Source organism: Falsiroseomonas oryzae (genome assembly GCF_027856955.1).
In the GTDB taxonomy this organism is placed as follows: domain Bacteria; phylum Pseudomonadota; class Alphaproteobacteria; order Acetobacterales; family Acetobacteraceae; genus Falsiroseomonas; species Falsiroseomonas oryzae.
Genome location: NZ_JAPSMD010000046.1, coordinates 1 through 22,017, shown reverse-complemented (window position 1 = coordinate 22,017; position 22,017 = coordinate 1). Strand labels below are relative to the sequence as shown.

At 70.8% G+C, this 22,017-nt stretch carries 21 protein-coding genes and 1 pseudogene; 13 read left to right on the top strand and 9 right to left on the bottom strand.

What is annotated here, in order from left to right:
• Positions 1-252, bottom strand: a pseudogene (locus OZN99_RS07470) (hypothetical protein); the annotation flags it as partial.
• Positions 253-341: 89 nt separating this feature from the next.
• On the opposite strand from OZN99_RS07470, the gene OZN99_RS07465 reads away from it, so the two are divergent.
• Together OZN99_RS07465 and OZN99_RS07460 are read left to right on the top strand one after the other, a co-directional pair.
• On the top strand, positions 342-1,352 hold the full coding sequence (locus tag OZN99_RS07465; protein ID WP_270934573.1) for a thiamine pyrophosphate-dependent dehydrogenase E1 component subunit alpha: 1,011 nt from the start codon (positions 342-344) through the stop codon (positions 1,350-1,352).
• On the top strand, positions 1,352-2,326 hold the full coding sequence (locus OZN99_RS07460; RefSeq protein ID WP_270934572.1) for an alpha-ketoacid dehydrogenase subunit beta: 975 nt from the start codon (positions 1,352-1,354) through the stop codon (positions 2,324-2,326). Before OZN99_RS07465 ends, OZN99_RS07460 begins: the two co-directional genes overlap by 1 nt.
• On the opposite strand, the gene OZN99_RS07455 is transcribed toward OZN99_RS07460, so the two are convergent.
• The gene (locus OZN99_RS07455; protein ID WP_270934571.1) at positions 2,323-3,489 is read right to left on the bottom strand and encodes a multidrug effflux MFS transporter; all 1,167 of its coding nucleotides are present in this window, start codon (positions 3,487-3,489) and stop codon (positions 2,323-2,325) included. The two genes, OZN99_RS07460 and OZN99_RS07455, sit on opposite strands and share 4 nt — an antisense overlap.
• A gap of 179 nt (positions 3,490-3,668) precedes the next feature.
• Between OZN99_RS07455 and OZN99_RS07450 the strand changes: the two genes are divergently transcribed.
• The 4 genes from OZN99_RS07450 to OZN99_RS07435 are packed head-to-tail and all read left to right on the top strand — an operon-like array spanning position 3,669 to position 7,971.
• Positions 3,669-4,709 carry an ABC transporter ATP-binding protein gene (locus tag OZN99_RS07450; RefSeq protein ID WP_270934570.1) on the top strand — a complete coding sequence of 347 codons (1,041 nt, stop codon included), beginning with the start codon at positions 3,669-3,671 and terminating at the stop codon, positions 4,707-4,709.
• 32 nt (positions 4,710-4,741) lie between these two features.
• Positions 4,742-6,061, top strand: a complete 1,320-nt coding sequence (locus OZN99_RS07445; protein WP_270934569.1) for an ABC transporter substrate-binding protein — start codon at positions 4,742-4,744, stop codon at positions 6,059-6,061.
• 51 nt (positions 6,062-6,112) lie between these two features.
• On the top strand, positions 6,113-7,069 hold the full coding sequence (locus OZN99_RS07440) for a carbohydrate ABC transporter permease (protein WP_270934568.1): 957 nt from the start codon (positions 6,113-6,115) through the stop codon (positions 7,067-7,069).
• Entirely contained in the window at positions 7,069-7,971 is a 903-nt protein-coding gene (locus tag OZN99_RS07435; protein WP_270934567.1) for a carbohydrate ABC transporter permease, read from the top strand. Before OZN99_RS07440 ends, OZN99_RS07435 begins: the two co-directional genes overlap by 1 nt.
• Positions 7,972-8,004: 33 nt before the next feature.
• On the opposite strand, the gene OZN99_RS07430 is transcribed toward OZN99_RS07435, so the two are convergent.
• Positions 8,005-8,766: an SDR family oxidoreductase gene (locus OZN99_RS07430; RefSeq protein ID WP_270934566.1), complete on the bottom strand. Its 762-nt coding sequence runs from the start codon at positions 8,764-8,766 to the stop codon at positions 8,005-8,007.
• Between the two features lie 71 nt (positions 8,767-8,837).
• Here OZN99_RS07430 and OZN99_RS07425 point away from each other — a divergent pair, with 71 nt between their 5' ends.
• Positions 8,838-9,881 carry a C-terminal binding protein gene (locus OZN99_RS07425; protein ID WP_270934565.1) on the top strand — a complete coding sequence of 348 codons (1,044 nt, stop codon included), beginning with the start codon at positions 8,838-8,840 and terminating at the stop codon, positions 9,879-9,881.
• Here the strand turns inward: OZN99_RS07425 and OZN99_RS07420 are convergent.
• Positions 9,878-10,441 (bottom strand): cupin domain-containing protein, encoded by a 564-nt coding sequence (locus OZN99_RS07420; protein WP_270934564.1) that lies wholly within the window; start codon positions 10,439-10,441, stop codon positions 9,878-9,880. The genes OZN99_RS07425 and OZN99_RS07420 overlap by 4 nt on opposite strands.
• Positions 10,442-10,526: 85 nt before the next feature.
• On the opposite strand from OZN99_RS07420, the gene OZN99_RS07415 reads away from it, so the two are divergent.
• Positions 10,527-11,960: an NAD-dependent succinate-semialdehyde dehydrogenase gene (locus OZN99_RS07415; RefSeq protein ID WP_270934563.1), complete on the top strand. Its 1,434-nt coding sequence runs from the start codon at positions 10,527-10,529 to the stop codon at positions 11,958-11,960.
• A gap of 58 nt (positions 11,961-12,018) precedes the next feature.
• Here OZN99_RS07415 and OZN99_RS07410 read toward each other — a convergent pair whose 3' ends face one another.
• Together OZN99_RS07410 and OZN99_RS07405 are read right to left on the bottom strand one after the other, a co-directional pair.
• A complete protein-coding gene (locus OZN99_RS07410) occupies positions 12,019-12,348 on the bottom strand; it encodes an endonuclease domain-containing protein (RefSeq protein WP_270934562.1) in 330 nt (109 codons plus the stop codon).
• Between the two features lie 101 nt (positions 12,349-12,449).
• Positions 12,450-13,466, bottom strand: a complete 1,017-nt coding sequence (locus tag OZN99_RS07405; RefSeq protein WP_270934561.1) for an aromatic ring-hydroxylating dioxygenase subunit alpha — start codon at positions 13,464-13,466, stop codon at positions 12,450-12,452.
• A 260-nt stretch (positions 13,467-13,726) separates the two neighbouring features.
• On the opposite strand from OZN99_RS07405, the gene OZN99_RS07400 reads away from it, so the two are divergent.
• Genes OZN99_RS07400 through OZN99_RS07385 form a run of 4 tightly spaced genes read left to right on the top strand, consistent with a single transcriptional unit; the run spans position 13,727 to position 18,343 of the window.
• Complete coding sequence (locus tag OZN99_RS07400; RefSeq protein ID WP_270934560.1) at positions 13,727-14,752, top strand: ABC transporter substrate-binding protein; 1,026 nt, start codon at positions 13,727-13,729, stop codon at positions 14,750-14,752.
• Between the two features lie 24 nt (positions 14,753-14,776).
• Positions 14,777-15,589 (top strand): creatininase family protein, encoded by an 813-nt coding sequence (locus tag OZN99_RS07395; RefSeq protein WP_270934559.1) that lies wholly within the window; start codon positions 14,777-14,779, stop codon positions 15,587-15,589.
• Positions 15,582-16,940, top strand: coding sequence for an FAD-binding oxidoreductase (locus tag OZN99_RS07390; RefSeq protein WP_270934558.1), 1,359 nt, complete (start codon positions 15,582-15,584; stop codon positions 16,938-16,940). Before OZN99_RS07395 ends, OZN99_RS07390 begins: the two co-directional genes overlap by 8 nt.
• A complete protein-coding gene (locus OZN99_RS07385) occupies positions 16,937-18,343 on the top strand; it encodes an FAD-binding oxidoreductase (RefSeq protein ID WP_270934557.1) in 1,407 nt (468 codons plus the stop codon). Before OZN99_RS07390 ends, OZN99_RS07385 begins: the two co-directional genes overlap by 4 nt.
• A 25-nt stretch (positions 18,344-18,368) precedes the next feature.
• On the opposite strand, the gene OZN99_RS07380 is transcribed toward OZN99_RS07385, so the two are convergent.
• The 3 genes from OZN99_RS07380 to OZN99_RS07370 form a co-directional block, all read right to left on the bottom strand.
• Positions 18,369-19,310 carry an alpha-E domain-containing protein gene (locus tag OZN99_RS07380; RefSeq protein WP_270934556.1) on the bottom strand — a complete coding sequence of 314 codons (942 nt, stop codon included), beginning with the start codon at positions 19,308-19,310 and terminating at the stop codon, positions 18,369-18,371.
• Between the two features lie 5 nt (positions 19,311-19,315).
• On the bottom strand, positions 19,316-20,788 hold the full coding sequence (locus tag OZN99_RS07375; RefSeq protein WP_456299875.1) for a circularly permuted type 2 ATP-grasp protein: 1,473 nt from the start codon (positions 20,786-20,788) through the stop codon (positions 19,316-19,318).
• Positions 20,789-20,930: 142 nt separating this feature from the next.
• Positions 20,931-21,668, bottom strand: a complete 738-nt coding sequence (locus OZN99_RS07370) for a DUF1194 domain-containing protein (protein WP_270934555.1) — start codon at positions 21,666-21,668, stop codon at positions 20,931-20,933.
• 102 nt (positions 21,669-21,770) lie between these two features.
• Between OZN99_RS07370 and OZN99_RS07365 the strand changes: the two genes are divergently transcribed.
• The coding region (locus tag OZN99_RS07365) for a hypothetical protein (RefSeq protein ID WP_270934554.1) at positions 21,771-22,017 on the top strand (247 nt) is incomplete at its 3' end.

The window sequence follows — 22,017 nt, the reverse complement described above, 5'->3', positions numbered from 1 at the left end:
GTGGCCGACGCAGGCCGCGGGCTGCCCGCGCGCCGCCAGCCAGTCCAGCCCGCCGACGCCGGCGCGCTCCCGCCCCACGCCGGCATCGTGCAGGATCAGGCCGCCCACGCCGCGATGCGCGGCATACCAGGCCGCATAGACCCCGCCATGGCTGGCGCAGAGTGCGGCGCGGCCGGCCGCGCCGCTGCCGCGCGCCTCCACGACGGCCGGCAGATGCGTCACGCTGTCCAGCACCAGCGCGTCCTCGCGCATTCCGGCTCCTCCCCGGCTTGATTCCTTCGCCCGGTGCCGCATGCTCCGCAAGCCCCCGGGAAGAGGGGCGGGTCGAGGGGGACGTTCGCATGAGCGGCGACAACCGGGCGAGGCTGGTCGCGCTCTACGGCACCATGTGCCGCATCCGCGCCTTCGAGGAGACGGCCCTCGCCGCGCATCGCGCCGGCGAGATCCCGGGGCCCCTGCATGTCTCGATCGGGCAGGAGGCGGTGGCGGCCGGCGTCTGCCTGAACCTGCGCACCGACGACCGCATCACCTCGAACCACCGCGGCCATGGCCATGCGCTGGCCAAGGGCGCGGGCGTGGCCGGCATGATGGAGGAGCTGTTCGGCCGCGCCGGCGGGCATTGCCGCGGCAAGGGCGGCTCCATGCACATCGCCGACTTCTCGGTGGGCATGCTGGGGGCGAACGGGGTGGTGGCGGGCGGCATCCCCATCGCGGTCGGCGCGGCGCAGGGGCTGCGGATGCTGGGCTCCTCCGCCATCGTCTGCTGCTTCTTCGGCGACGGCGCGATCAACCGCGGCCCCTTCCTCGAAGGGCTGAACTGGGCGGCGCTGTACCGCCTGCCCGTGCTGTTCGTCTGCGAGGACAACGGCGTCGCCGCCTTCACCCGCGCCGAGAGCGTCACCGCCGGCCCCGGCGTGCTGGCGCGGTCCGAGGCGCTGGGCGTTCCCGCACTGTCGGTGGACGGCAACGACGCGGCCGCGGTGGACGACGCCGCCGCGCGGCTGGTGGCGGAGGTGCGCGGCGGATCGGGTCCGCGTCTGCTGCACGCCATCACCTACCGCCTGATGGGCCACACCAGCACCGACCCCGCCGCCTGGCGCGAGACCGGCGAGGTGGAGGCGGCGCGCAGCCACGAGCCGTTACCCCGCCTGCGCGCGCGGCTGCTGGCGGAAGGCATGCCCGCGCGTGCGCTCGACGCGATCGAGGGCGATGCGCGGGCGGAGATGTCGCAGGCGCGCGGCTCGGCGCTTTCCGCGCCCTGGCCGGACCCCGCCACCGCCTGGGACGACGTGCAGGACAACGGCGCCATGACGGATGACGCCTGGCCCTTCGGCGCGCAGGAGACGGTGTGATGGCGCAGGTCACGCTGGTCGAGGCCTGCCGGCTGGCCGCGCTGCAGGAGATGCGGCGCGACCCGCGCGTCTGGGTGCTGGGCGAGGACGTGGCCCGCGGCGGCCTGTTCGGCCAGTACCGCGGCTTCCTGGAGGAGTTCGGCGACCAGCGCGTGGTCTCCACGCCGATCTCCGAGAGCACGATCATGGGCGCCGGGCTCGGCGCGGCGCTGGTGGGCACGCGGCCGATCATCGAGATGCGCATCTTCGACTTCGTGATGTGCGCGATGGACGAGCTGGTGAACCAGATCGCCAAGATCCGCTACATGTTCGGCGGCCAGGCCAGGCCCGCCGTGGTGGTGCGCATGCCGCACGGCATCTGGCGCAACTCCGCGGCGCAGCACAGCCAGACGCTGGAGAGCTGGTTCACCCACATCCCGGGCGTGGTCGTCGCCGTGCCGGCCACGCCGGCCGATGCGGCGGGGCTGCTGGTGGCTGCGATCCGCAGCGACGACCCGGTGCTGTTCTTCGATCCCAAGAACCTGTTCCCGGTGAAGGGCGAGGTGGCGGAGACGATCGCGCCGATCCCATTCGGCCAGGCGCGCCGCATGCGCGAAGGATCGGACCTGACCATCGTCACCTGGTCCGCGACCGTGCCGGCCGTGGAGGAGGCGGCTGGGATCCTGGCCGCGCGCGGCATCTCGGCGGATGTGCTGGACCTCCGCACCTTGTGGCCATGGGACGAGGCGTCGGTCTGCGCTTCGGTCGCGCGCACGCGCCGCCTGCTGGTGGTGCACGAGGCCGTGACGACCGGCGGCTTCGGCGCCGAGGTGCTGGCCCGCGTGGTGGAGCGGCTCGGCCCCGGCGCGGTGCGGGCGGCCGGACGGCTCGGCCAGCCGCGCGTGCCGGTGCCCTTCGCGCCGCCGCTCGAGGACGCCCTGAAGCCGGACGCGCCCAAGGTGGTGGCGGCAGCGGAGGCGCTGCTGAAGGCCTAGCGCCGCAGCGCCAGATGCGCCAGCAGCCCGCCGCTGCCCGCGACGGCGAGCAGCAGGGCCATGGGCCAGGGCGATCCGCCGCCGAGCGCGCCGAGCAGCACGCCGACCAGCGCGCCGCCGCTGAACTGCAGCGTGCCGATCACCGCGGAGGCGCTGCCGGCGATGCGCCCCATCGGCTGCATCGCCAGCGCGGAGGCCATCGGCAGCACCGCGCCCATCACCGACAGGTAGAGGAACAGCGCCGCCAGCAACGGCCACAGCGCGCCGGTGGCGACCGCGAGGGGCACGAGCAGCCCGGCCACCGCGCAGGCCGACAGGGCGACGACCAGCAGCCGCGCCGGTTCCACGCGCCGGACCAGCCGTGCGACCACCTGGCTGGCCAGGATCAGGCCGAAGGCATTGGCGCCGAAGGCGAAGCCGTAGGCCAACGGCGACAGGCCGTGGCGCTCCATGAGCACATAGGGCGAGGCGACGAGGTAGCCGAACAGGCCGAGCATCGGCAGCGCACTGGCCAGCGCATGCGCCAGGAAGCGCCGGTCGCGCAGGATCTGCAGGTAGACGGCCAGGATCTCCGACGGCCCGCCGCGGTGCCGGCGCTCCGGCGGAAGGCTCTCGGGCAGCGCCAGCGCCACCAGCAGCAGCGCCGTGGCGCCGTAGGCCGCCAGCACCCAGAAGATGGAGCGCCAGCCGAACAGGGCGAGAAGCGCGCTGCCGAGCATCGGTGCCAGGATCGGCGCCGCACCCATCACCAGCATCAGCATCGCCATCATGCGCACGGCGCCGCGCTCGTCGCAGAGGTCGCGCACCACCGCGCGCGCCACCACGGCGCCGGCGCAGCCACCGATGGCCTGCAGCAGGCGCAGCCAGGCGAGTGACTCGGCCGAACCGGCCAGCGCGCAACCGAGGGAGGCGGCGGCGAACAGCGCCAGTCCGCCGAACAGCGGCGGGCGCCGCCCATAGCGATCCGCGAGCGGTCCGAACAGCAGTTGCCCTGCGGCCATCCCCAGCAGGAAGGTCGCGAGCGTGCGCTGGATGGCCGCCGGCGATGCGGCGAGGTCCGCGCCCATGACCGGGAAGGCAGGCAGGTACATGTCCACGCCGAGGGGCCCGAGCGCGGTCAGCGCGCCGAGCAGCGCGGCAAGCCTCCGATAGCCTTCCGGCATGATGGTCCGTCGCCGTGGGGAGGCCCTCCGCCTAGCCCGTCGCCTCCCCGGCGTCCAGCGACGGGCCGGCGGCCATGGCCGTTCCGCGCGCGATCGATGCGCGGTTGCGTCTGGGGCCGATGCATGTTTAGCCTGCCGACCGACGACGCTTCCGCAGTGGGGCGCGCTGGAGGAAGCGTATGGCGACGGTCTCGGTGCGGCAGGTGCGCAAGTCCTTCGGCAGCACCAAGATCCTGCACGGCGTCGATGTCGAGATCGCGGATGGCGAGTTCGTCGTGCTTGTGGGTCCTTCGGGCTGCGGCAAGTCCACGCTGCTGCGCATGATCGCGGGCCTCGAGAACATCACCGGCGGCGAGATCGCGATCGGTGGGCGCGTGGTGAACGCGGTGCCGCCGAAGGACCGCGACATCGCGATGGTGTTCCAGAACTACGCGCTCTACCCGCACATGACGGTGCGCGAGAACATGGCCTTTTCCATGAAGCTGGCCAAGGCGCCGGCCGATGTCATGGAACAGGAAGTGCAGCGCGCGGCCAAGATCCTGGGGCTGGAGGCGCTGCTGGACCGCTACCCCCGGCAGCTCTCCGGCGGGCAGCGGCAGCGTGTGGCGATGGGTCGCGCGATCGTGCGCCACCCGCAGGTCTTCCTGTTCGACGAACCGCTGTCCAACCTGGACGCGAAGCTGCGCGTGCAGATGCGCAGCGAGATCCGGGAGTTGCAGCAGCGCCTGGCCACCACGACGATCTACGTCACCCACGACCAGATCGAGGCCATGACGATGGCCGATCAGATCGTGGTGATGAATGGCGGGCGCATCGAGCAGTCGGGCGCGCCGCTCGCGCTCTACGACCGGCCGGCCAACACCTTCGTGGCGGGTTTCATCGGCAGCCCGGCGATGAACCTGTTGCGCGGCGAGGTGGCCGACGGCGGCTTCCGGGCGGAGGGCGGCGCGATCCTGCCGCTGCCGCCCGGCGCACACCGCGGTGCGGCCACATACGGCATCCGGCCGGAGCACCTGGTGCTGGCCGATGACGGGATCCCGGCCGCCATCGTGATCGTCGAGCCGACCGGGTCGGAGACGCAGGTCTCGCTGCGGATCGGCGAGACGCCGCTGATCGGCGCCTTCCGCGAGCGCGTCGCGGGCAGGCCCGGCGACACGCTGCGGATCAAGCCCGACCTGTCGCTGGTCCACCTGTTCGGACCGGACGGCGCGCGCCTGTGAATCGAGAACACGCAAAGGAGGAAGCAAGCCCGATGGCCCATCTGATTACCCGCCGCACCGCGCTCGCGCTCGGCGGATCTGCCCTGGTCGCCGGCACGGCCGGCGCGCAGATCCAGACCCAGCCGGCGACACCGCCGAACCTGCCCATCGAGCGCGGCGCGACGCTTCGCATGCTGCGCCCGGTGCGCTTCGTGCAGCCCGACCAGGACGTGTGGAACGCCAACTGCCAGCGCTTCGCACAGCAGCACGGGATCGAGGTGCGCGTGGACTTCGTCGGCTGGGAGGACATCACCCAGCAGACGGCGGTGACCGCCAACACCAATGCCGGGCCGGACATCATCATCGGCTTCAACGCCGGACCGCATCTGTTCGCCGAGAAGATCCACGACATGACCGATGTCGCGGACTACCTCGGCACCAAATACGGCGGCTGGCGGCCCCTGGCGCAGGCCTATGGGCGGCGGCAGAACCGCTGGATCGCCCTGCCCTTCGGCGCTTCCGGCGGGCCAGCCATCTGGCGCACCTCGACCCTGCGCGAGGCCGGCTTCGACAGCGTGCCGGACGACCATGCCGGCTTCCTGCGCCTCTGCCAGGCGCTGCGCCGGATCAACAAGCCGGCCGGCTTCGCGCTGGGCAACGCGGTGGGCGACGGCAACGCCTTCGCAGAGTGGCTGATCTGGTCGCATGGCGGCTCGCTGACCGACGAGCAGGGCAACGTCTCGATCAACTCCCGCGAGACGATCAACGCGCTGAACTACCTGCGCGAGCTGTATCCCACCTTCGTGCAGGGCACGCTGGCCTGGGGCGACATCAGCAACAACCGCGCCTATTCGGCGGGCGAGTGCCACCTGACGCAGAACGGCGTCTCGCTCTACTTCTCCATGCTGAACGATCCGGCGCTTCGGCCCATCGCCGAGGACACGCAGATGACGCCGATGCCGAAGGGGCTGCTGAACGCGGTGCCGAATGCGGGCCTGACGCTGAACGCGATGGTGTTCCGGCACAGCCGCTTCCCGAACGCGGCAAAGGCGTTGCTGACCTACCTGATGGAAGCCGAGCAGTACGACCCCTGGCTGCAGGCTAATATCGGCTACTGGTCGCAGCCGCTGAACGCCTATGCCGCCAGCGCCACCTGGACGCGCGATCCGAAGATCGCGGTGTTCCGCGACACGATGAACAACCCGTTCTGGAACGGCTACAAGGGCCCGATCACTGAAGGCTCGGTCGCGGCCACCGCCGATTACGTGCTGGTGCAGATGTGCGCCGCCGTCGCCTCGGGCCAGGCCACGCCGCAGGCGGCCGCGGCTGAAGCCGAGCGACGCGCGACCCGCTACTTCCGCCGGCGCGGCTGAGCCAACCGGCGGCGCCCGATCCCGGGCGCCGCCGCCTTCCGGGAGGCGACCATGTCGACGGCAACAGCCGCACCGGTCTGGACCAAGGTCCGCCAGCAGCCTGGCGCGCTGGCGCGGCTGTTCGACAACAAGGCCTTCCTGATCGTCGTCTGCCTGCTGCCCGCGGTCGGGCTGCTGCTGACCTTCCTGACCTATCCGCTCGGGCTCGGCGTCTACCTGGCCTTCACCGACCAGACGATCGGACGGCGGGGCATCTGGATCGGGATAGAGAATTTCGAGTTCCTGGCCGAGGACCCGATCTTCTGGAACGCCGTCTTCTACAGCGTGTTCTACACGGCGGTCGCGACGGTCGGGAAGTTCGCGCTCGGGCTCTGGCTCGCGCTGCTGCTGAACCAGCACCTGCCGATGAAGTCGCTGCTCCGGGCGATCATCCTGCTGCCCTGGATCGTGCCGACCGTGCTGTCGGCGATCGCCTTCTGGTGGATCTACGACCCGCAGTTCTCGATCATCTCCTGGATGCTGATCGAGCTCGGCCTGCGCGAGACGAACGTGGACTTCATCAACACCGCCTGGCCGGCGCGGTGGTCGCTGATCGCCGCCAACATCTGGCGCGGCATCCCCTTTGTCGCGATCTCGCTGCTCGCGGGGCTGCAGACCATCTCGCCCTCGCTCTACGAGGCGGCGCTGCTGGACGGCGCGACGCCCTGGCAGCGCTTTCGCCACATCACCTTCCCGATGCTCATGCCGATCCTGGCGATCGTCATGACCTTCTCCATCATCTTCACCTTCACCGACTTCCAGCTGGTCTATTCGATCACGCGCGGCGGGCCGGTGAACTCGACCCACCTGATGGCCACCCTGGCCTTCCAGCGGGGCATCCCCGGCGGGCAGCTCGGCGAGGGCGCGGCGATCGCGGTGGCGATGATCCCCTTCCTCGTCTTCGCAACCCTGTTCAGCTACTTCGCGCTGGCCCGGCGCAAGTGGCAGCAAGGGGAGAGCAACGACTGATGTCAGACGTCGCCGCCAGCCCCGGGAACACCAACGCCGCGTCCGCCGCGCCCGAGCAGATGGCGTGGGACAGCAGGACGCGGCGCGTGGTGATGCTCTATGTCCCGCTCGCCTGCTTCGTGATCATCCTGCTGTTCCCGTTCTACTGGATGACGGTGACGGCCTTCAAACCGAACGCCGAGCTCTACAACTTCGCCGAGCACAACCCGCTCTGGATCACCTCTCCCACGCTCGACCACGTCTATCACCTGCTGTTCCGCACGTCGTATCCGCACTGGCTCTGGACGACGATGCTGGTGGCCGTCGCGGCCACCTTCATCTCGCTGCTGGCCAGCACGCTTGCGGCCTATGCCATCCAGCGGCTGCGCTTCCGGGGCAGCCAGTATGTCGGGCTGGCGATCTACCTGGCCTACCTGGTCCCGCCCTCCATCCTGTTCATCCCGCTGGCGACGATGGTCGTGCAGCTCGGCCTGTTCGACACGCCCTTCGCGCTGATCCTGACCTATCCGACCTTCCTGATCCCCTTCTGCACCTGGCTGCTGATCGGCTACTTCAAGTCGATCCCCTACGAGCTGGAGGAATGCGCGCTGATCGACGGCGCGACGCGCCTGCAGATCCTGCGCCAGATCACGCTGCCCCTGGCGGTGCCCGGGCTGATCAGCGCGGGCATCTTCAGCTTCACGCTGTCCTGGAACGAGTTCATCTACGCGCTGGCCTTCATCCAGAGCAGCGAGAACAAGACGGTGCCGGTAGCGATCCTGACGGAGCTGGTCACCGGCGACGTGTACCAGTGGGGCGCGCTGATGGCGGGCAGCCTGCTGGGCTCGCTGCCCGTCGCGATCTTCTATTCCTTCTTCGTGGACTACTACGTGTCGAGCCTGACGGGGGCTGTGAAGGAGTGAGCTTCCCTCCCCCGCCTGCGGGGGAGGGAGCCGTCAGAGCTTCGCTGCCATCGCCGCGACGTAGCTGCGGTTCCAGGTCGGGTTGATCCAGACCTCGTTCAGCACGACGTGCGGCGGCAGGCAGGCGACGTAGCGGATCAGGTCGCCGACATCCGCGCTCTGCACCATCCGCGCGCGGTCCTCCGCGCTCAGCGGGTTCGGGCGCTTGTCGAGGATGGGTGTCGCGACCTCGCCCGGGCAGACGACGCAGCTGCGAATACCGTTGACGCCCTCCTCCATGTTGATGGTGTGGCTCATCGCCACGACGCCGTGCTTGGCCGCGGTGTAGCCGGCGCCGCTGAGCGGCGAGACGACGCGGCCGGCCATGCTGGCGGTGTGGATCAGCACGCCGTCCTTCTGCGCGCGCATGAAGGGCAGCGCGACGGTGACGCAGTAGAAGGCGGAAGCGAGGTTGCCGCGCACCAGCTCGTCCACCCCCTCGGTCGTCAGCACCGCCCAGCGGCGCGGCGTGATGTTGAGCCCGGCATTGTTCACCAGGATGTCCAGCCGGCCGAAACGCTGCCCGATGAAGCCGCCGACGGCCTTCACGGCCTCGGCCTCCATCAGGTCGGCCGGCTGCACCTCCGCCGTGCCGCCGGCGGCGCGAACCTTCGCGGCAACGGCGTCGAGCGGCGCCTGGCGGCGGCCGGTCAGCACCAGCGCCGCGCCTTCCTCGGCCAGCTTCAGCGCCGCGGCCTCACCGATGCCGCTGCCCGCGCCCGTCACCCAGGCGACCTTCCCCTGCAGGCGTGCCATGTGCCGTCCCTCCCCTTGTCGTCGCCTGAAGCCTAGAGCAACGTCGCGCCCCGGCAAGCGAGGGGGAAACGATGGAACGGCCCAGGATCCTGACGCCCGCAGGCGCGTCCTTCACCACCGCCGGCGGCGGCTACGGCCTGGAGATGGAGGCGCTGGAACGCCTCGGCGCCGAGATCGTGGAATGCGACCCGACCGAGGACGCCTTCATCGCCGCGGCGCCGCAGGCCGATGCCGTCTACGCGAAGGGCATGAAGTTCACGCCGCGGATGATCGCGGCACTGACCAAGGCGAAGGTCATCACCTGCGCGACGGTCGGCGTGGACTACGTGGACGTGCCCGCCGCGACGGCGAAAGGCATCCCGGTCACCAACTGCCCGGACACCTTCATCGAGGAAGTCGCCGACCACGCCATGATGCTGCTGCTGGCGACGCATCGCCGCTGCATCGAGCAGGACCGCATGGTGCGGGAGGGGCGCTGGCGCGAGGGCCGGCCGCAGCTTCTCAAGATCCCGCGCCTGATGGGCCAGACGCTGGGCTTCGTCGCCTTCGGCCGCGTGGCGCGGCTGGTCGCCATCCGTGCCAAGGCCTTCGGGCTGCGCCTACTGGCCTACGACCCCTATGTGGACGAGCTGACCATGTCGGCGCTCGGCGTGGTGCCGGCGAGCCTGGACCAGGTGCTGGCCGAGTCGGACTTCGTCTCCATGCACGCGCCGGACACGGCGGAGACGCGGAGGATGCTGACGACGAAGCACTTCGCGCGCATGAAGAAGACCGCGATCTTCATCAACACCGGCCGCGGGCCGACGGTGGACGAGGCGGCGCTGATCGCGGCGCTGCAGTCCGGGCAGATCGCCGGCGCCGGCCTCGACGTGTTCGAGGTGGAACCAGCGAAGCCGGACAACCCGCTGCTGAAGATGCAGCACGTCATCCTCTCGCCGCACAACGCCTCCGCCTCCGCCCGCTTCGACGAGGCGCGCAAGCGCCGCGCGGGGCAGGAGATGGCGCTGGTGCTCTCCGGTCGCTGGCCGATGAGCTGCGTGAACCCGACGGTGCTGCCGGGCTCCGGGCTCAAGCGGTGGCAGCCCTATGCGATGGAGCGCGGGCCGAACAGCTAGACGGCCTCGCGGCGCAGCGCCTCCAGCACCGCCGGGTCGGTGAGCGGCGCGGTGTCCCAGGGTGGGGCCGGGGGCGGGTCCAGCGTCTCGAAGACCGTCGCCAATTCGATCGCGCCAGTCTCGGCCGGGCGGGGATAGGGCGTCGGGTCGGGCGCGCCCTCCTTCTTCGGCCGGCCGATGGCGATGAAGAAGTCCTCGAGGCCGGCCGGGACCAGCAGCCACAGGAAGCGGAACGGCGCATCGCCGTCGTTGATGAAGCCGTGGCGGACATGCGGTGGCGCGACCATGAAGGTGCCGGCGGTGATCCGCCGCACCACCCCGTCCAGCCGCCCGAGCCCCTGCCCCGCGACCACCCAGAAGATCTCGGTCTGCGCGGGGTGCGCGTGCTCGCGGATCTTTCCCATCGGCGGCAGTTCCTGCAGCCCGGCCGAGAATCCGGGCGGGGCGCCGGCCAGGCGCGGGGAGGTCAGCACCTCGATCCAGCCATTGGCGGGCTGCGGCTGCCAGTGCTGCGCCCCCGCGCCGGGCGGCACGACGATCATGCGGGGCTTGTCGGTCATGGGCTCTTCCTCGACCCGGCGGGGGCGGTTCCCTCCACGCGCCGGCCGGCCTAGTCTCCGCCGCCGATCCGCCAGGAGGAAGCGCATGTACACGGATACCCAGCTCTTCATCGCCGGCACGTGGCGCGCCGCGCGCAGCGGCCGGACCGACCCCGTGCTGAACCCGGCCACCGAGGAGGTGATCGGCCAGGTCGCGCATGCCGGCAAGGAGGACCTGGACGAGGCGCTGGACGCCGCGGCGAAGGGCTTCGCGGCGTGGAAGAAGGTCTCGGCCTTCGACCGCTCCAAGCTGATGCGCAAGGCCGCCGACATCCTGCGCTCCCGCGCGGACGAGACGGCGCGGCTGATGACGCTGGAACAGGGCAAGCCGCTGCCCGAGGCGAAGATGGAGGTGATGGCGGCGGCCGACATCATCGACTGGTTCGCCGAGGAAGCCCGCCGCGCCTATGGCCGCGTGGTGCCGGCGCGCGGCGAGGGCATCTACCAGCTCGTGGTGAAGGAACCCGTGGGGCCGGTCGCCGCTTTCACACCGTGGAACTTCCCGATCAACCAGGTGGTGCGCAAGCTCTCGGCGGCGGTCGCCACCGGCTGCTCGATCATCGTGAAGGCGCCGGAGGAAACGCCGGCCTCCCCCGCGATGCTGGTGCGCGCCTTCGCCGATGCCGGGCTGCCGGCGGGCGTGGTGAACCTGGTCTACGGCGTGCCGGCCGAGATCAGCGAATACCTCATCCCGCATCCGGTGATCCGGAAGGTGACCTTCACCGGCTCGACGCCGGTGGGCAAGCACCTGGCCGCGCTGGCGGGCGCGCACATGAAGCGCGTGACGATGGAACTCGGCGGGCATGCGCCGGCGATCGTCTTCGACGACGCCGACCTGGAGCACGCGGCGAAGACGCTGGCCGCGGCGAAGTTCCGCAATGCCGGGCAGGTCTGTGTGTCTCCCACGCGATTCCTGGTGCAGGAGAAGCTCTACGAGCCGTTCGTGGAGAAGTTCGTCGCCGTCGCGAAGGGATTGAAGGTCGGCGACGGCCTGGCGGAGGGCACGCAGATGGGCCCGCTGGCGCATGACCGGCGCATCCCCTGGGTCGAGGGGCTGGTGGCCGACGCACGGCAGCGGGGCGCGCAGGTCCATACCGGCGGTGAGCGCATCGGCAACAAGGGCTATTTCTACCAGCCGACGGTGCTGACGGGCGTCGGCAAGGACGCTCGCATGATGAACGAGGAGCCCTTCGGCCCGCTGGCGATGATCGCGCCGTTCCGCGACATGGACGAGGTGGTTGAGGAGGCGAACCGCCTGCCCTTCGGCCTCGCGGCCTATGCCTTCACGCGCAGCGCGAAGACGGCGAATGCGGTGGCCGCGAAGGTCGAGACGGGGATGATGACCATCAACCATCTCGGCCTTGCGCTGCCGGAGGTTCCCTTCGGCGGCGTGAAGGATTCCGGCTACGGCTCCGAAGGCGGGTCGGAGGCGATCGAGGCCTACCTGAACACCAAGTTCGTCACGCAGGCGGGGCTGTAGGCGCAGCCCTCCCCCCTCCCCCGCATTGCGGGGGAGGGCCGGGGTGGGGGTGCAGGACTCAGCGCGCCCCTTGTTCCTTGAGCACGCGGCGGATGTCGATCAGAACGCCATCGAGGTTGTGTATGACCTCGTTGTTCCAGTAGCGCAGGACACGCCAGCCGGCGGCGTGCATAGCTTTGTCGCGCGACGCATCGTCCGCGCCACCGTGCTGACCGCCGTCGATCTCGATGACAATGCGAAGTTTTGGGCACGCGAAGTCCGCGATGTACGCGCCGATCGGATGGTGGCGACGGAATGCCACACCGAGTGCGCTCCGACGCAGGGCGCGCCAGACCTTGCGCTCCGCGTCGGTCGCGGCGAGTCGCAAACCGCGGGCCGCGTCGCGCAATTGTGGGTCGATGAAGGTGCGGCGTGTCGGTTTCAGGTCGCGCTCGTCCTCGCACCCCCACCCCAGCCCTCCCCCGCATTGCGGGGGAGGGAGACCCAACCCTACTCCGCCGCGGCCTTCACCTCTGCCTGCTGCTCCGCCAGTAGCTTCAGCAGCATCCTGCGCATCAGCACGCCCGGGCGGTCGGAGGGCATGTTCATCTCGATCCCCGCCTGGTCGAGCGGGACGTCCCAGTCGGTGCTTTCCAGGATGTCGCGGTCCTCGTTCGTCACAAGGCGGTCGAAGGCGATGATGTCCTCGGCCTTCGCATCCGCTTCGGTGTCGTTGCGGAAGACGAACTGCACCACCTGGCAGGACCTGTCGTCGATGGGCGTTGCGCCGGTGACGATGGAGTGGCTCAGCCCGTTCGGGTAGCGGATGCGCAGCTTGCGCAGGAAGGGCATGTACCAGCGGCCGCGCATCATGCGCACCGTGGTGTCGCTCTCCATCCGCAGGACCTTCTTCTGGATCTCGGGGTTGCGGACAGGGACCTCGGTGATGAAGAGGAATCCGTCGTCGTATTCCTCGACCTCCAGCTTCGCCGGTTCCGGGTGGCCCTGGTCGCCGAAGCTGGCGCGATGGACGAAGGAGAAGTGGGCGTTGTCGAAGCTGTTCTCCATCAGCCGCAGCCCGGCGCAGTTCCAGACCTCGTAGAACTCGTCGATGCGGCGGAAGCCCTCCGCCTCCTCCTCGAAGTCGGGGATGTCGAAGAGCGGATCCTCCAGCGCGACCCAGACATAGCCGTAGCGGGCCTGCGCGCGATAGGACGGAACGCGCAGGTTGGTGGCGCCCTGCCGGTCCACCGGGCGCTGCGGCACGCGCATCACGCGCCCATCCGCGCCGAACTCCCAGCCATGGTAGCCGCAGGCCAGCCAGCCATTGCTGTAGAAGCCCTTGGAGAGCTTCGCGGTGCGGTGGCAGCAGCGGTCGTCCATGGCGGCGGGCTTGCCCTCCCCGTCCACCCACAGCACCAGGTTCTGGCCGAGCAGGGTGAAGGGCTTCGGCCCGTCCTGCAGCTGGGACAGCGGGATCACCGGATACCAGAAGCGGCGCAGCATGGGGGTGGCGGTCTGCAGCATCGCGGCCGGGGCTCCTTCCTCGTGACGCGCGGCACGGTGCAAGCGGCGGACCAGGGCTGTCCAGCGCCGCGACGGTCGCTGGCGGCATGCCGGCGCCCAGACGATCAGCAACCTGCCCGTAGCTTGGGCAGAGTCCGGCGCCGGCCCGGCTGCGGTGCCGCGAACCCGGCTGGTCCGCGCCTTGCTATCCCCCCGTGCAGCCGCCACACGCGCGGGGCAGACGCCCTTGGGCGCGTGCCAGCCAACGCCGGGAGACCGCCATGATCCGCCGCCGCCAGGCCCTTGCCCTGTTCGGAGCCTCCGCCACCGCGCTGGCCGCCCCTGCAGTCCATGCGCAGGCGCTGCTCGACGTGCGCTTCACGCTGGACTGGGCCTTCCAGGGGCCGCAGGCCGCCTTCCTGCTCGCGCTCGATCGCGGCTATTTCCGTGAGGCCGGGCTGAACGTCACCATGGACCGCGGCTTCGGCTCCGGCGACGTGCCGGTGAAGATCAGTTCCGGCGCCTACGATGTCGGCGTGGCCGACATCAACCCGACCATCCGCATGCGGCTGGAACGGCCGGAGTCCGACCTGTTCTCCCCCTTCCTCGTCTATGACGCCACCGCGCTGGCGGTGATGACGCTGCGGCGGGAGAACATCCGCACGCCGGCCGACCTGCAGGGCAAGGTGCTCGCCTCGCCGGAGAGCGATGCGGGGCGGCAGCTTTTCCCAGCCTTCGCGCGTGCCGCTCGGATCGATGCCGGCACCATCCGCTGGCAGACGGTGACGCCGCAACTGCGCGAGACGATGCTGGTGCGCGGCCAGGCCAACGCGATCACCGGCTTCATCACCTCCGGCATTTTCTCGATCCGCGGCCTGGGCGTGCCGGAGCAGGACATCGTCACCTTCCGCTACAGCGACGTGGGCGCGGATTTCTACGCGACCGCGCTGATCACCACCCGCCGCTTCGCCACGGCCAATCCGCGCGCCGTCACCGGGCTGATCCGCGGCCTGGTCCGCGCCCAGTACGATTGCCTGGCCGATCCCGAGGCGGCGATCGCCAACCTCCGCCGGCGGGAGCCGCTGACCGACATGGCGCTGGAGACGGCGCGGCTGCGCATGGCGCTGGACCAACTGACCTTCACGCCGCATGTCCGCCAGAACGGCTTCGGCCGGGTGGACACGGCCCGGCTGCAGCGCAGCGTGGATGCTGTGCGGGAGGCCTTCGGCATCTCGCGTCCGATGGCGGCCTCGGATATCTACGACCCGTCCTTCCTGCCCCCGGCCACCGACCTGCGGCTGGCCTGAGGCGGCGCGCACGAAAGGCCCCGGATGCTCCCCACCCGATACTGGCAGGACCTGCCCTGGCCGGCCTTCCGCGACCTGCCGGCCAACACCGTCGCGGTGCTGCCGGTGGCGAGCATCGAGCAGCACGGGCCGCATCTGCCTGTTTCGGTGGACACGACCATCAACCAGGGCGTCGTCGGGCGCACGCTGCAGGTGATCCCGGCGGAACTGCCGGTGCTGGTGCTGCCGACGCAGAGCTACGGGCTTTCGGTGGAGCATCTGCGCTTCCCCGGCACGCTGACCTCCACCGCGGAGACGCTGCTGGCGCTGGTGACGGAGATCGGCGCCAGCGTCGCCCGCGCCGGGGTCAAGCGGCTGGTCATCGTGAACAGCCATGGCGGCAACGTCGCCTGCCTCGACATCGCGGCGCGGCGCATCCGGATCGAGAGCGGGATCTTCGTGGTCAACGCGATGTGGGCGCGGATGGGCAAGCCGGAGAGCCAGCGCGACCCGGTGGAGAGCACCTACGGCATCCATGCCGGGCGCGACGAGACCGCTGTGCTGCTCGCGCTGCGGCCGGACCTCGTGAATATGGACAAGGCGCGCAACTTCGTCAGCGCCTGGCAGGGCGCGTCGAACCTGGCACCGCGCATGGCCCCACTCGGGGGCGCACCGCTCGCCTGGCAGGCGCAGGACCTGAACCCGGCCGGCGCGGTGGGCGATGCCTCCGCCGCCACCGCCGCCCAGGGCGAGGAGATCCTGGACTTCGCCGCCGCCCGCATGGCGGAGCTGTGGCAGCAGGTGGCCGCCTTCGACGTGGAGGCCTGGCTGGCGAACGAGCCGAACCCGCATGGCTGACATCGCCGAACTGGCCGCTGAGCTGGCCGGCATCGAGCTCTCGACGGACCGCGCCCTGCTGCGGCTGAAGAGCCGCGACTTCTACTGGTACAGCCCGATCCTCAAGCAGCAGCTCGACGGCAAGGCCGCCGACCTCGTCGTGCGGCCGAAGGACGAGGCGGAGGTGCTGCGCGTGCTGTCCGCGTGCCGCGCGCGGCGCGTCCCCGTCACCGTGCGCGGCGGTGGCACCGGCAATTACGGCCAGTGCGTGCCGCTGGAAGGCGGCGTCGTGCTGGACATGGCCGGCATGGCGGCGCCCGTCGCCATCACGGATGGGGTGGTGGAGGTGGAGGCCGGGGCGAAGATGATCGACCTTGACCTCTGGTGCCGGGAGCAGGGGTGGGAGCTGAAGCTCTGGCCCTCGACCAAGCGCACCGCGACGATCGGCGGCTTCGTGGCCGGCGGCGGGGCGGGCGTGGGCGGCATCGCGCATGGCACGATGCGGGAGCGCGGCAACTTCGTCGGCGCGCGCGTCGCCACTATGCAGGACCCGCCTGCCATCCTCGACCTGGCAGGCGCCGAGGCCGCGCCGGTCAACCGCACCTACGGCACCACGGGCGTGATGACGCGCATCCGCGTGCCGCTGACGCCGGCCCAGGCCTGGCGCGACGTGGCGATCGCCTTCCCGGATTTTGTCCCGGCCAGCCGCTTCGCGCTGGAGTTCGCCTTCGCGGACGGCATCCCGAAGAAGATGTGCGGCGTCTTCGACAGCCAGCTGCCGCCCTATTTCAAAGGCATCTCGGACGCGGTGCCGGCCGGCCACGCGCTGGCGCTGGTCATGGTGGCCCCGGCGGCGCTGGGTGCGCTGCGGGAGCTCGCGGCGGAGCATGGCGGCAGCATCGTCGCCGAGCAGGACGCCGTGGCGGCGGAGCGCGACCCGGAGCGCACGCCCTTCTACGAGTACTGCTGGAACCACACCACGCTGCAGGTGCTGAAGAAGGATCGCGGCGTCACCTACCTGCAGTGCCGCTTCCCCTTCGAGGACACGCTGAAGGCGGTGGAGGCGGTGCGCATCCGCTTCCGCGACGAGGTCTGGATGCACACGGAATGCGTCCGCTTCGGCGGCCGCACCACCATGTCCGCGCTGCCCGTGCTGCGCTGGACCACGCGCGAGCGTCTCTACGAGATCATCGCCGCCTTCGAGGCCGAGGGCATCGGCATCGCCAACCCGCATGTCCTGACCATCGAGGAAGGCAGCAACTACCGCCGCGTGCCTGGCGACCAGCTCGGCTTCAAACGGATGGCCGATCCGCTCGGGCTGCTGAACCCCGGAAAGATGCGCGACTTCACCCCGGAGAATGCCGCCGCATGAGCGTGACGCAGGTGATCGAGGCCCTGCCCGGCCTCGCCTGGACCACCGACCCCGCCCTGGTGCGGCAGAAGTCGCGCGACTTCTTCTGGTACTCGCCGGTGCTGAAGCGCCAGCTCAACAAGGTGACGGGCGAGGCGCTGGTCACGCCGCGCAACGAGGCGGAGCTGCGCGCGGTGCTGGCGGCAGCCTTCGCCCGGGACGTGCCCGTCACCGTCCGCGGCGCGGGCACCGGCAACTACGGGCAGGCGATGCCGTTGCGCGGCGGGATCGTGCTGGAGATGACGGAATTCAACCGGGTGATCTGGGCGAAGCCCGGCCTGGTGCGTGCGGAGGCCGGGATCAAGCTCATCGACCTCGACGCCCATCTGAAGCGCGAAGTGGGCAGCGAGCTGCGCTTCCATCCCTCGACGAAGCGCACCGCGACGCTGGGCGGCTTCATCGCCGGTGGCTCCTCCGGCATCGGCAGCACCACCTGGGGCATCCTGCGGGAGCCCGGGAACATCCTCGGCCTGCGCGTCATGACGATGGAGGCCGAGCCGCGCGTCCTGGAGCTGCGGGGCGCGGAGCTGCAGAAGGTGAACCACGCCTACGGCACCAACGGCATCATCACCGAGCTGGAGATGCCGCTGGCGCCGGCCTGGGACTGGGTGGATGTGGTCGTCGCTTTCCCCGCGCTGATGGGCGCGGCGCGCTTCGCGGACAGCTTCACGCGCATGGACGGCGTGGCGAAGAAGCTGGCCTGCGTGGTGCCGGCGCCGCTGCCCCAGCAGCATTTCAAGGCCTGGGGTGCGAAGGTGCCGCCGGGCCACTCCGTCGCCTGCCTGATGGTGGCGCCGCCTTTCCTGGAGATCCTGCCCGCGCTCATCGCCTCCCATGGCGGCGCCGAGATCCTGCGCGAGCCGTCCGAGGCGGCGGAGGTGCCGCTCTACGAGCACAGCTGGAACCACACCACGCTGCAGGTGCTGAAGACCGACAAGGGCATCACCTACCTGCAGACGCTGTTCCCCGCGCCGAACCACCTGGAGCTGATCGCGAAGCTGGAGCGGATGTTCGGCGAGGAGGTGCTGCTCCACCTGGAATTCGTGCGCTTCGGCGGCACGGTCTGCGCCTTCGGCCTGCAGGTCGTCCGCTTCACGACCGAGGAACGCCTGGCCGAGATCATCCGCCTGCACGAGGAGGCCGGCGCGCCGATCTTCAACCCGCACACCTTCACGCTGGAGGATGGCGGGATGAAGCGCGTGGACCAGGACCAGCTGGACTTCAAGCGCCTGGCGGACCCGAAGGGCCTGCTGAACCCCGGCAAGATGGCGGCCTGGGATGACCCGGAGTGGAAGCCCGGCACGTCCAAGGCCGTGCATCTCTACGAGACGGACTACGAGGCGCCGGCGGAGGTGCTGGAGTAGGCGCCCTCGCCAACCCCGCGCGGGGTCAGCCGTTCAGGTAGAGCGCCTGGATCGCGTTGCCCAGCTCGATGTTGCGGTCGATCTGGGCGGTGAGCCAGTCGTGCACGCCGCGCGCCATGACGTCCTCCACCCGGCCCTTGGTCAGCCGGTCATGGATCTCGGCGGCGATGCGCTGCGGGTCGCCGCGACGGCCGCCGGTCGCCTCGGCCACCCCTTCCAGCGCATGCAGCACGCGGGCATGGCAGGCCACCAGGCTGCGCGGCAGCTCCGGGCGGAACAGCAGCAGTTCCACCACCAGCTTCGGATCCAGCCGCTGGTGGTAGAGCCACTGGAAGGACCGCAGCGCGGAGACCGAGCGCAGCAGCGCCTGCCATTCGGCATAGGCCACGGCACCTTCGCTGCCGGGACCGGACAGGGCGGGATGCTTGGCGTCCAGCAGGCGGGCGGTGTTGTCCGCGCGCTCCAGCATCACGCCGAGATGCACGAACAGCCAGCCCTCGTTGCGCAGCATGGTGTCGGCGGCGGCGCCGTTGAACAGCAGCGTCCGCGCCCGCACCCAGTCCAGGAAGCCGGGCAGCACGTCCTGGTCCGTGGCGGAGGCCGCGCGGGCGCGCATCTCCCGCCAGGTGTCGTTCAGCGCCTCCCACATGTCCACGGTCAGCGCGGTGCGGACGGCGCGGCCGTTGCGGCGCGCCGCCTCGATGCAGTTGGCGATCGAGGACGGGTTCTCGGCGTCCAGCGCGAGCCAGCCGACTACCGCGTCCGGCGTCACCGTGCGGCCGGCGGCGCGGAAGCCGTGCTCGGCGCCGGCCGAGACCAGGAGGTTGCGCCATTCGTCATGCGCGCCGCCGAGGCTGCCGGCCAGCCCGGCCATGCGCAGCGCCACCTGCATGCCGCGCGCGATGTTGCCGGCGCGCTCGGTGTAGCGACCCATCCAGAACAGGCTGTCGGCGGTGCGGGAGAGCATCGGCGTCAGCCCTGGGCCTGGGACTGCATCATCGGCGCCGGGCCGTCATCCACCACCCAGGTGTCCTTCGTACCGCCACCCTGGGAGGAGTTCACGACCAGCGACCCCTCGCGCAGCGCCACCCGCGTCAGCCCGCCCGGCACGATCCGGACCTCCTTGCCCATCAGCACATAGGGCCGCAGGTCCACGTGGCGCCCGGCAATCCCGCCCTCCGCCAGCGTCGGCACGGTGGAGAGCGCGAGGGTGGGCTGGGCGATGTAGTCGTGCGGCCGGGCGCGGATGCGCGCCGCGAATTCCTCCTGCTGGGCGCGTGTGCTGTGCGGGCCGACCAGCATGCCGTAGCCGCCCGAGCCGCGCGCCAGCTTCACCACCAGCTGGCCGATATTCTCGAGAACATAGGCCCGGTCCTGCTCGCGCTCGCAGAGATAGGTCGGCACGTTCTGCAGCAGCGGCTCCTCGCCCAGGTAGAAGCGGATCATCTCCGGCACGAAGGGGTAGATCGCCTTGTCGTCGGCGATGCCGGCACCGGGCGCATTGGCCAGGGTGACGTTGCCGGCACGGTAGGCGGCGAAGATGCCGGGCACGCCCAGCATGCTCTCGGGCTTGAACACGCGGGGGTCGAGGTAGTCGTCGTCCACCCGGCGGTACAGCACGTCCACCCGCTTCGGGCCCGAGGTGGTGCGCATGTAGACCACGTCGTCCTCGACGAAGAGGTCGGCGCCCTCCACTACCTCCACGCCCATCTCGTCGGCCAGGAAGCAGTGCTCGTAATAGGCGCTGTTGAAGTGGCCGGGGGTCAGGATGGCGACGCAGGGCACGCCCTTGCAGTTGGGCGGCGCGGCCTCCTTCAGCGTCTCCAGCAGTTCCTCTGGGTAGTGGCCCACCGGCGCCAGGCGGTGGTCGGAGCAGAGGCCGGGGAACAGGCGCAGCATCGCCTCCCGGTTCTCCAGCATGTAGGAGACGCCGGAGGGCGTACGGCAATTGTCCTCCAGCACCCAGAAATCGTCGGGGCCGGTGCGGACCAGGTCGATGCCGGAAATGTGGGTGAAGACGCCCGCCGGCGGCGTGAAGCCCTGCATGGGCGCGCAGAACGCCTCGTTGTCTGCCAGCAGCGCGGCCGGCACGCGGCCGGCACGCACGATCTCCTGCTTCGCATAGACGTCGCCGATGAAGGCGTTCAGCGCCTTCACCCGCTGGGTCAGGCCGCGCGCCAGGCGGTCCCATTCGCTGCGTGCCAGGATGCGCGGGATGACGTCGAAGGGGATCAGCCGCTCCGGATCGCCGCCTTCGCCATAGACCGCGAAGGTGATGCCGACGCGGCGGAACAGCGCCTCCGCCTCCTGCCGCTTGGCGGCCAGCGCGGCCAGGCCATGCGCCTCGATCCAGGCCGCGACGCCCCGGTAGGCCGGGCGCACGCCGGCGGCGTCCTGCATCTCGTCGAAGGGCTTCGACGGCCCGGTCGCGCTGATCTGGTTCACGTCGGCAGTCCGGCTTCCCCTTGCTTGCCTTCCTTGTCGCGGAATCACGGGCGCGTGGGAAGGGGAACCCTTGCGCGTACGATTGGCACTTCCGGGCAGCTGCCCAAGGTCTGGGCGGCAATGCCTGCCCGGCGTGCAGCTTTCAGCCGACCCCGGACGAACCTGCTGCGATCTCCCGGATCAGCTTCGCGCGCATCGCACGGGCGAAGTCGCGGCGGTGATCGGCGCGCAGCACGAAGGCACCCGGGCCACCCATCACGTCGCGCTCGTAGAGCGCCGCCAGCCGCCCGTCGCGCCAGTTGGACGACGCCTCGATGGCGAGGCCGTTCACCACGACGCCCTGCGCCACCAGCGCGTCGCGCGCCGCCGACGCCGGCACGGTGCTCCGCATGTCCGGCCCGTCGCCGGAGACGTCGATGGTGCGCTCCGCCGCCCGCCAGGGCGCCGCGGCCAGCAGCGCACCGGCATGCACCAGGGCATCCCCGATCGCGTTCCAGGACTGGCGGGAGCGGGGCGCGTCACGCAGCGCCAGCGCGGCCGCCTCGGCCGAGGCGGCATCGGCCACGCGCAGCCAGTCCACCACCGTCGCCGCCGCAGCCGGAGAGCCCCACTCGACCATGGCGATGCCGATGGCGCGGCGCGGCTTGGAGCGGATGGCGGCCAGAACCGCAGGGTGCGCGACCGCCTCCGCGATGCCGTCACGCTGCAGGGCGAACTCGTCGTCGTCGATCGAGCCGGAGGCGTCCACCGCCAGCACCAGCAGCAGGTCCACCGCGTCGTCCTGCGCCGCGGCCGGTGGCGCGGCGGGCGCGGTCAGCAGGACCGGTGCCGCCAGCACCGCGCGCCGGCGCAGCCGCGCCCGCCTCGGCATCCCGTCCATGCACCGCCTCCGCACCGTTCCGCCCGCCCCTTCAGGTGTGGCAGCGCGCGCCGGCGACAAGGAACCTTCCGCACGACCATGCGTCCCCGGGGATGGGGACCCATGCCAGACGACCTGCCAGCCCTGCCCCGCCATGCCCCGATGCTGTTCCGGGGCGTGCGGCTCGACGCCTACAGCCTCGACCTGCCGGAGAATGGCGGCCAGGTCGGCGACCGAGCCAGCCACCGCGCCTTCGATGCCATCCTGGCGGGGTGGCGGACGCGGCTGCGCGCCGTGCGCGGGCAGGACCCCTTCGGCCCCGACCCCGCCGAGCCGCCGCCACGCGACGCGCTGGACGAGGCGCTGGCCG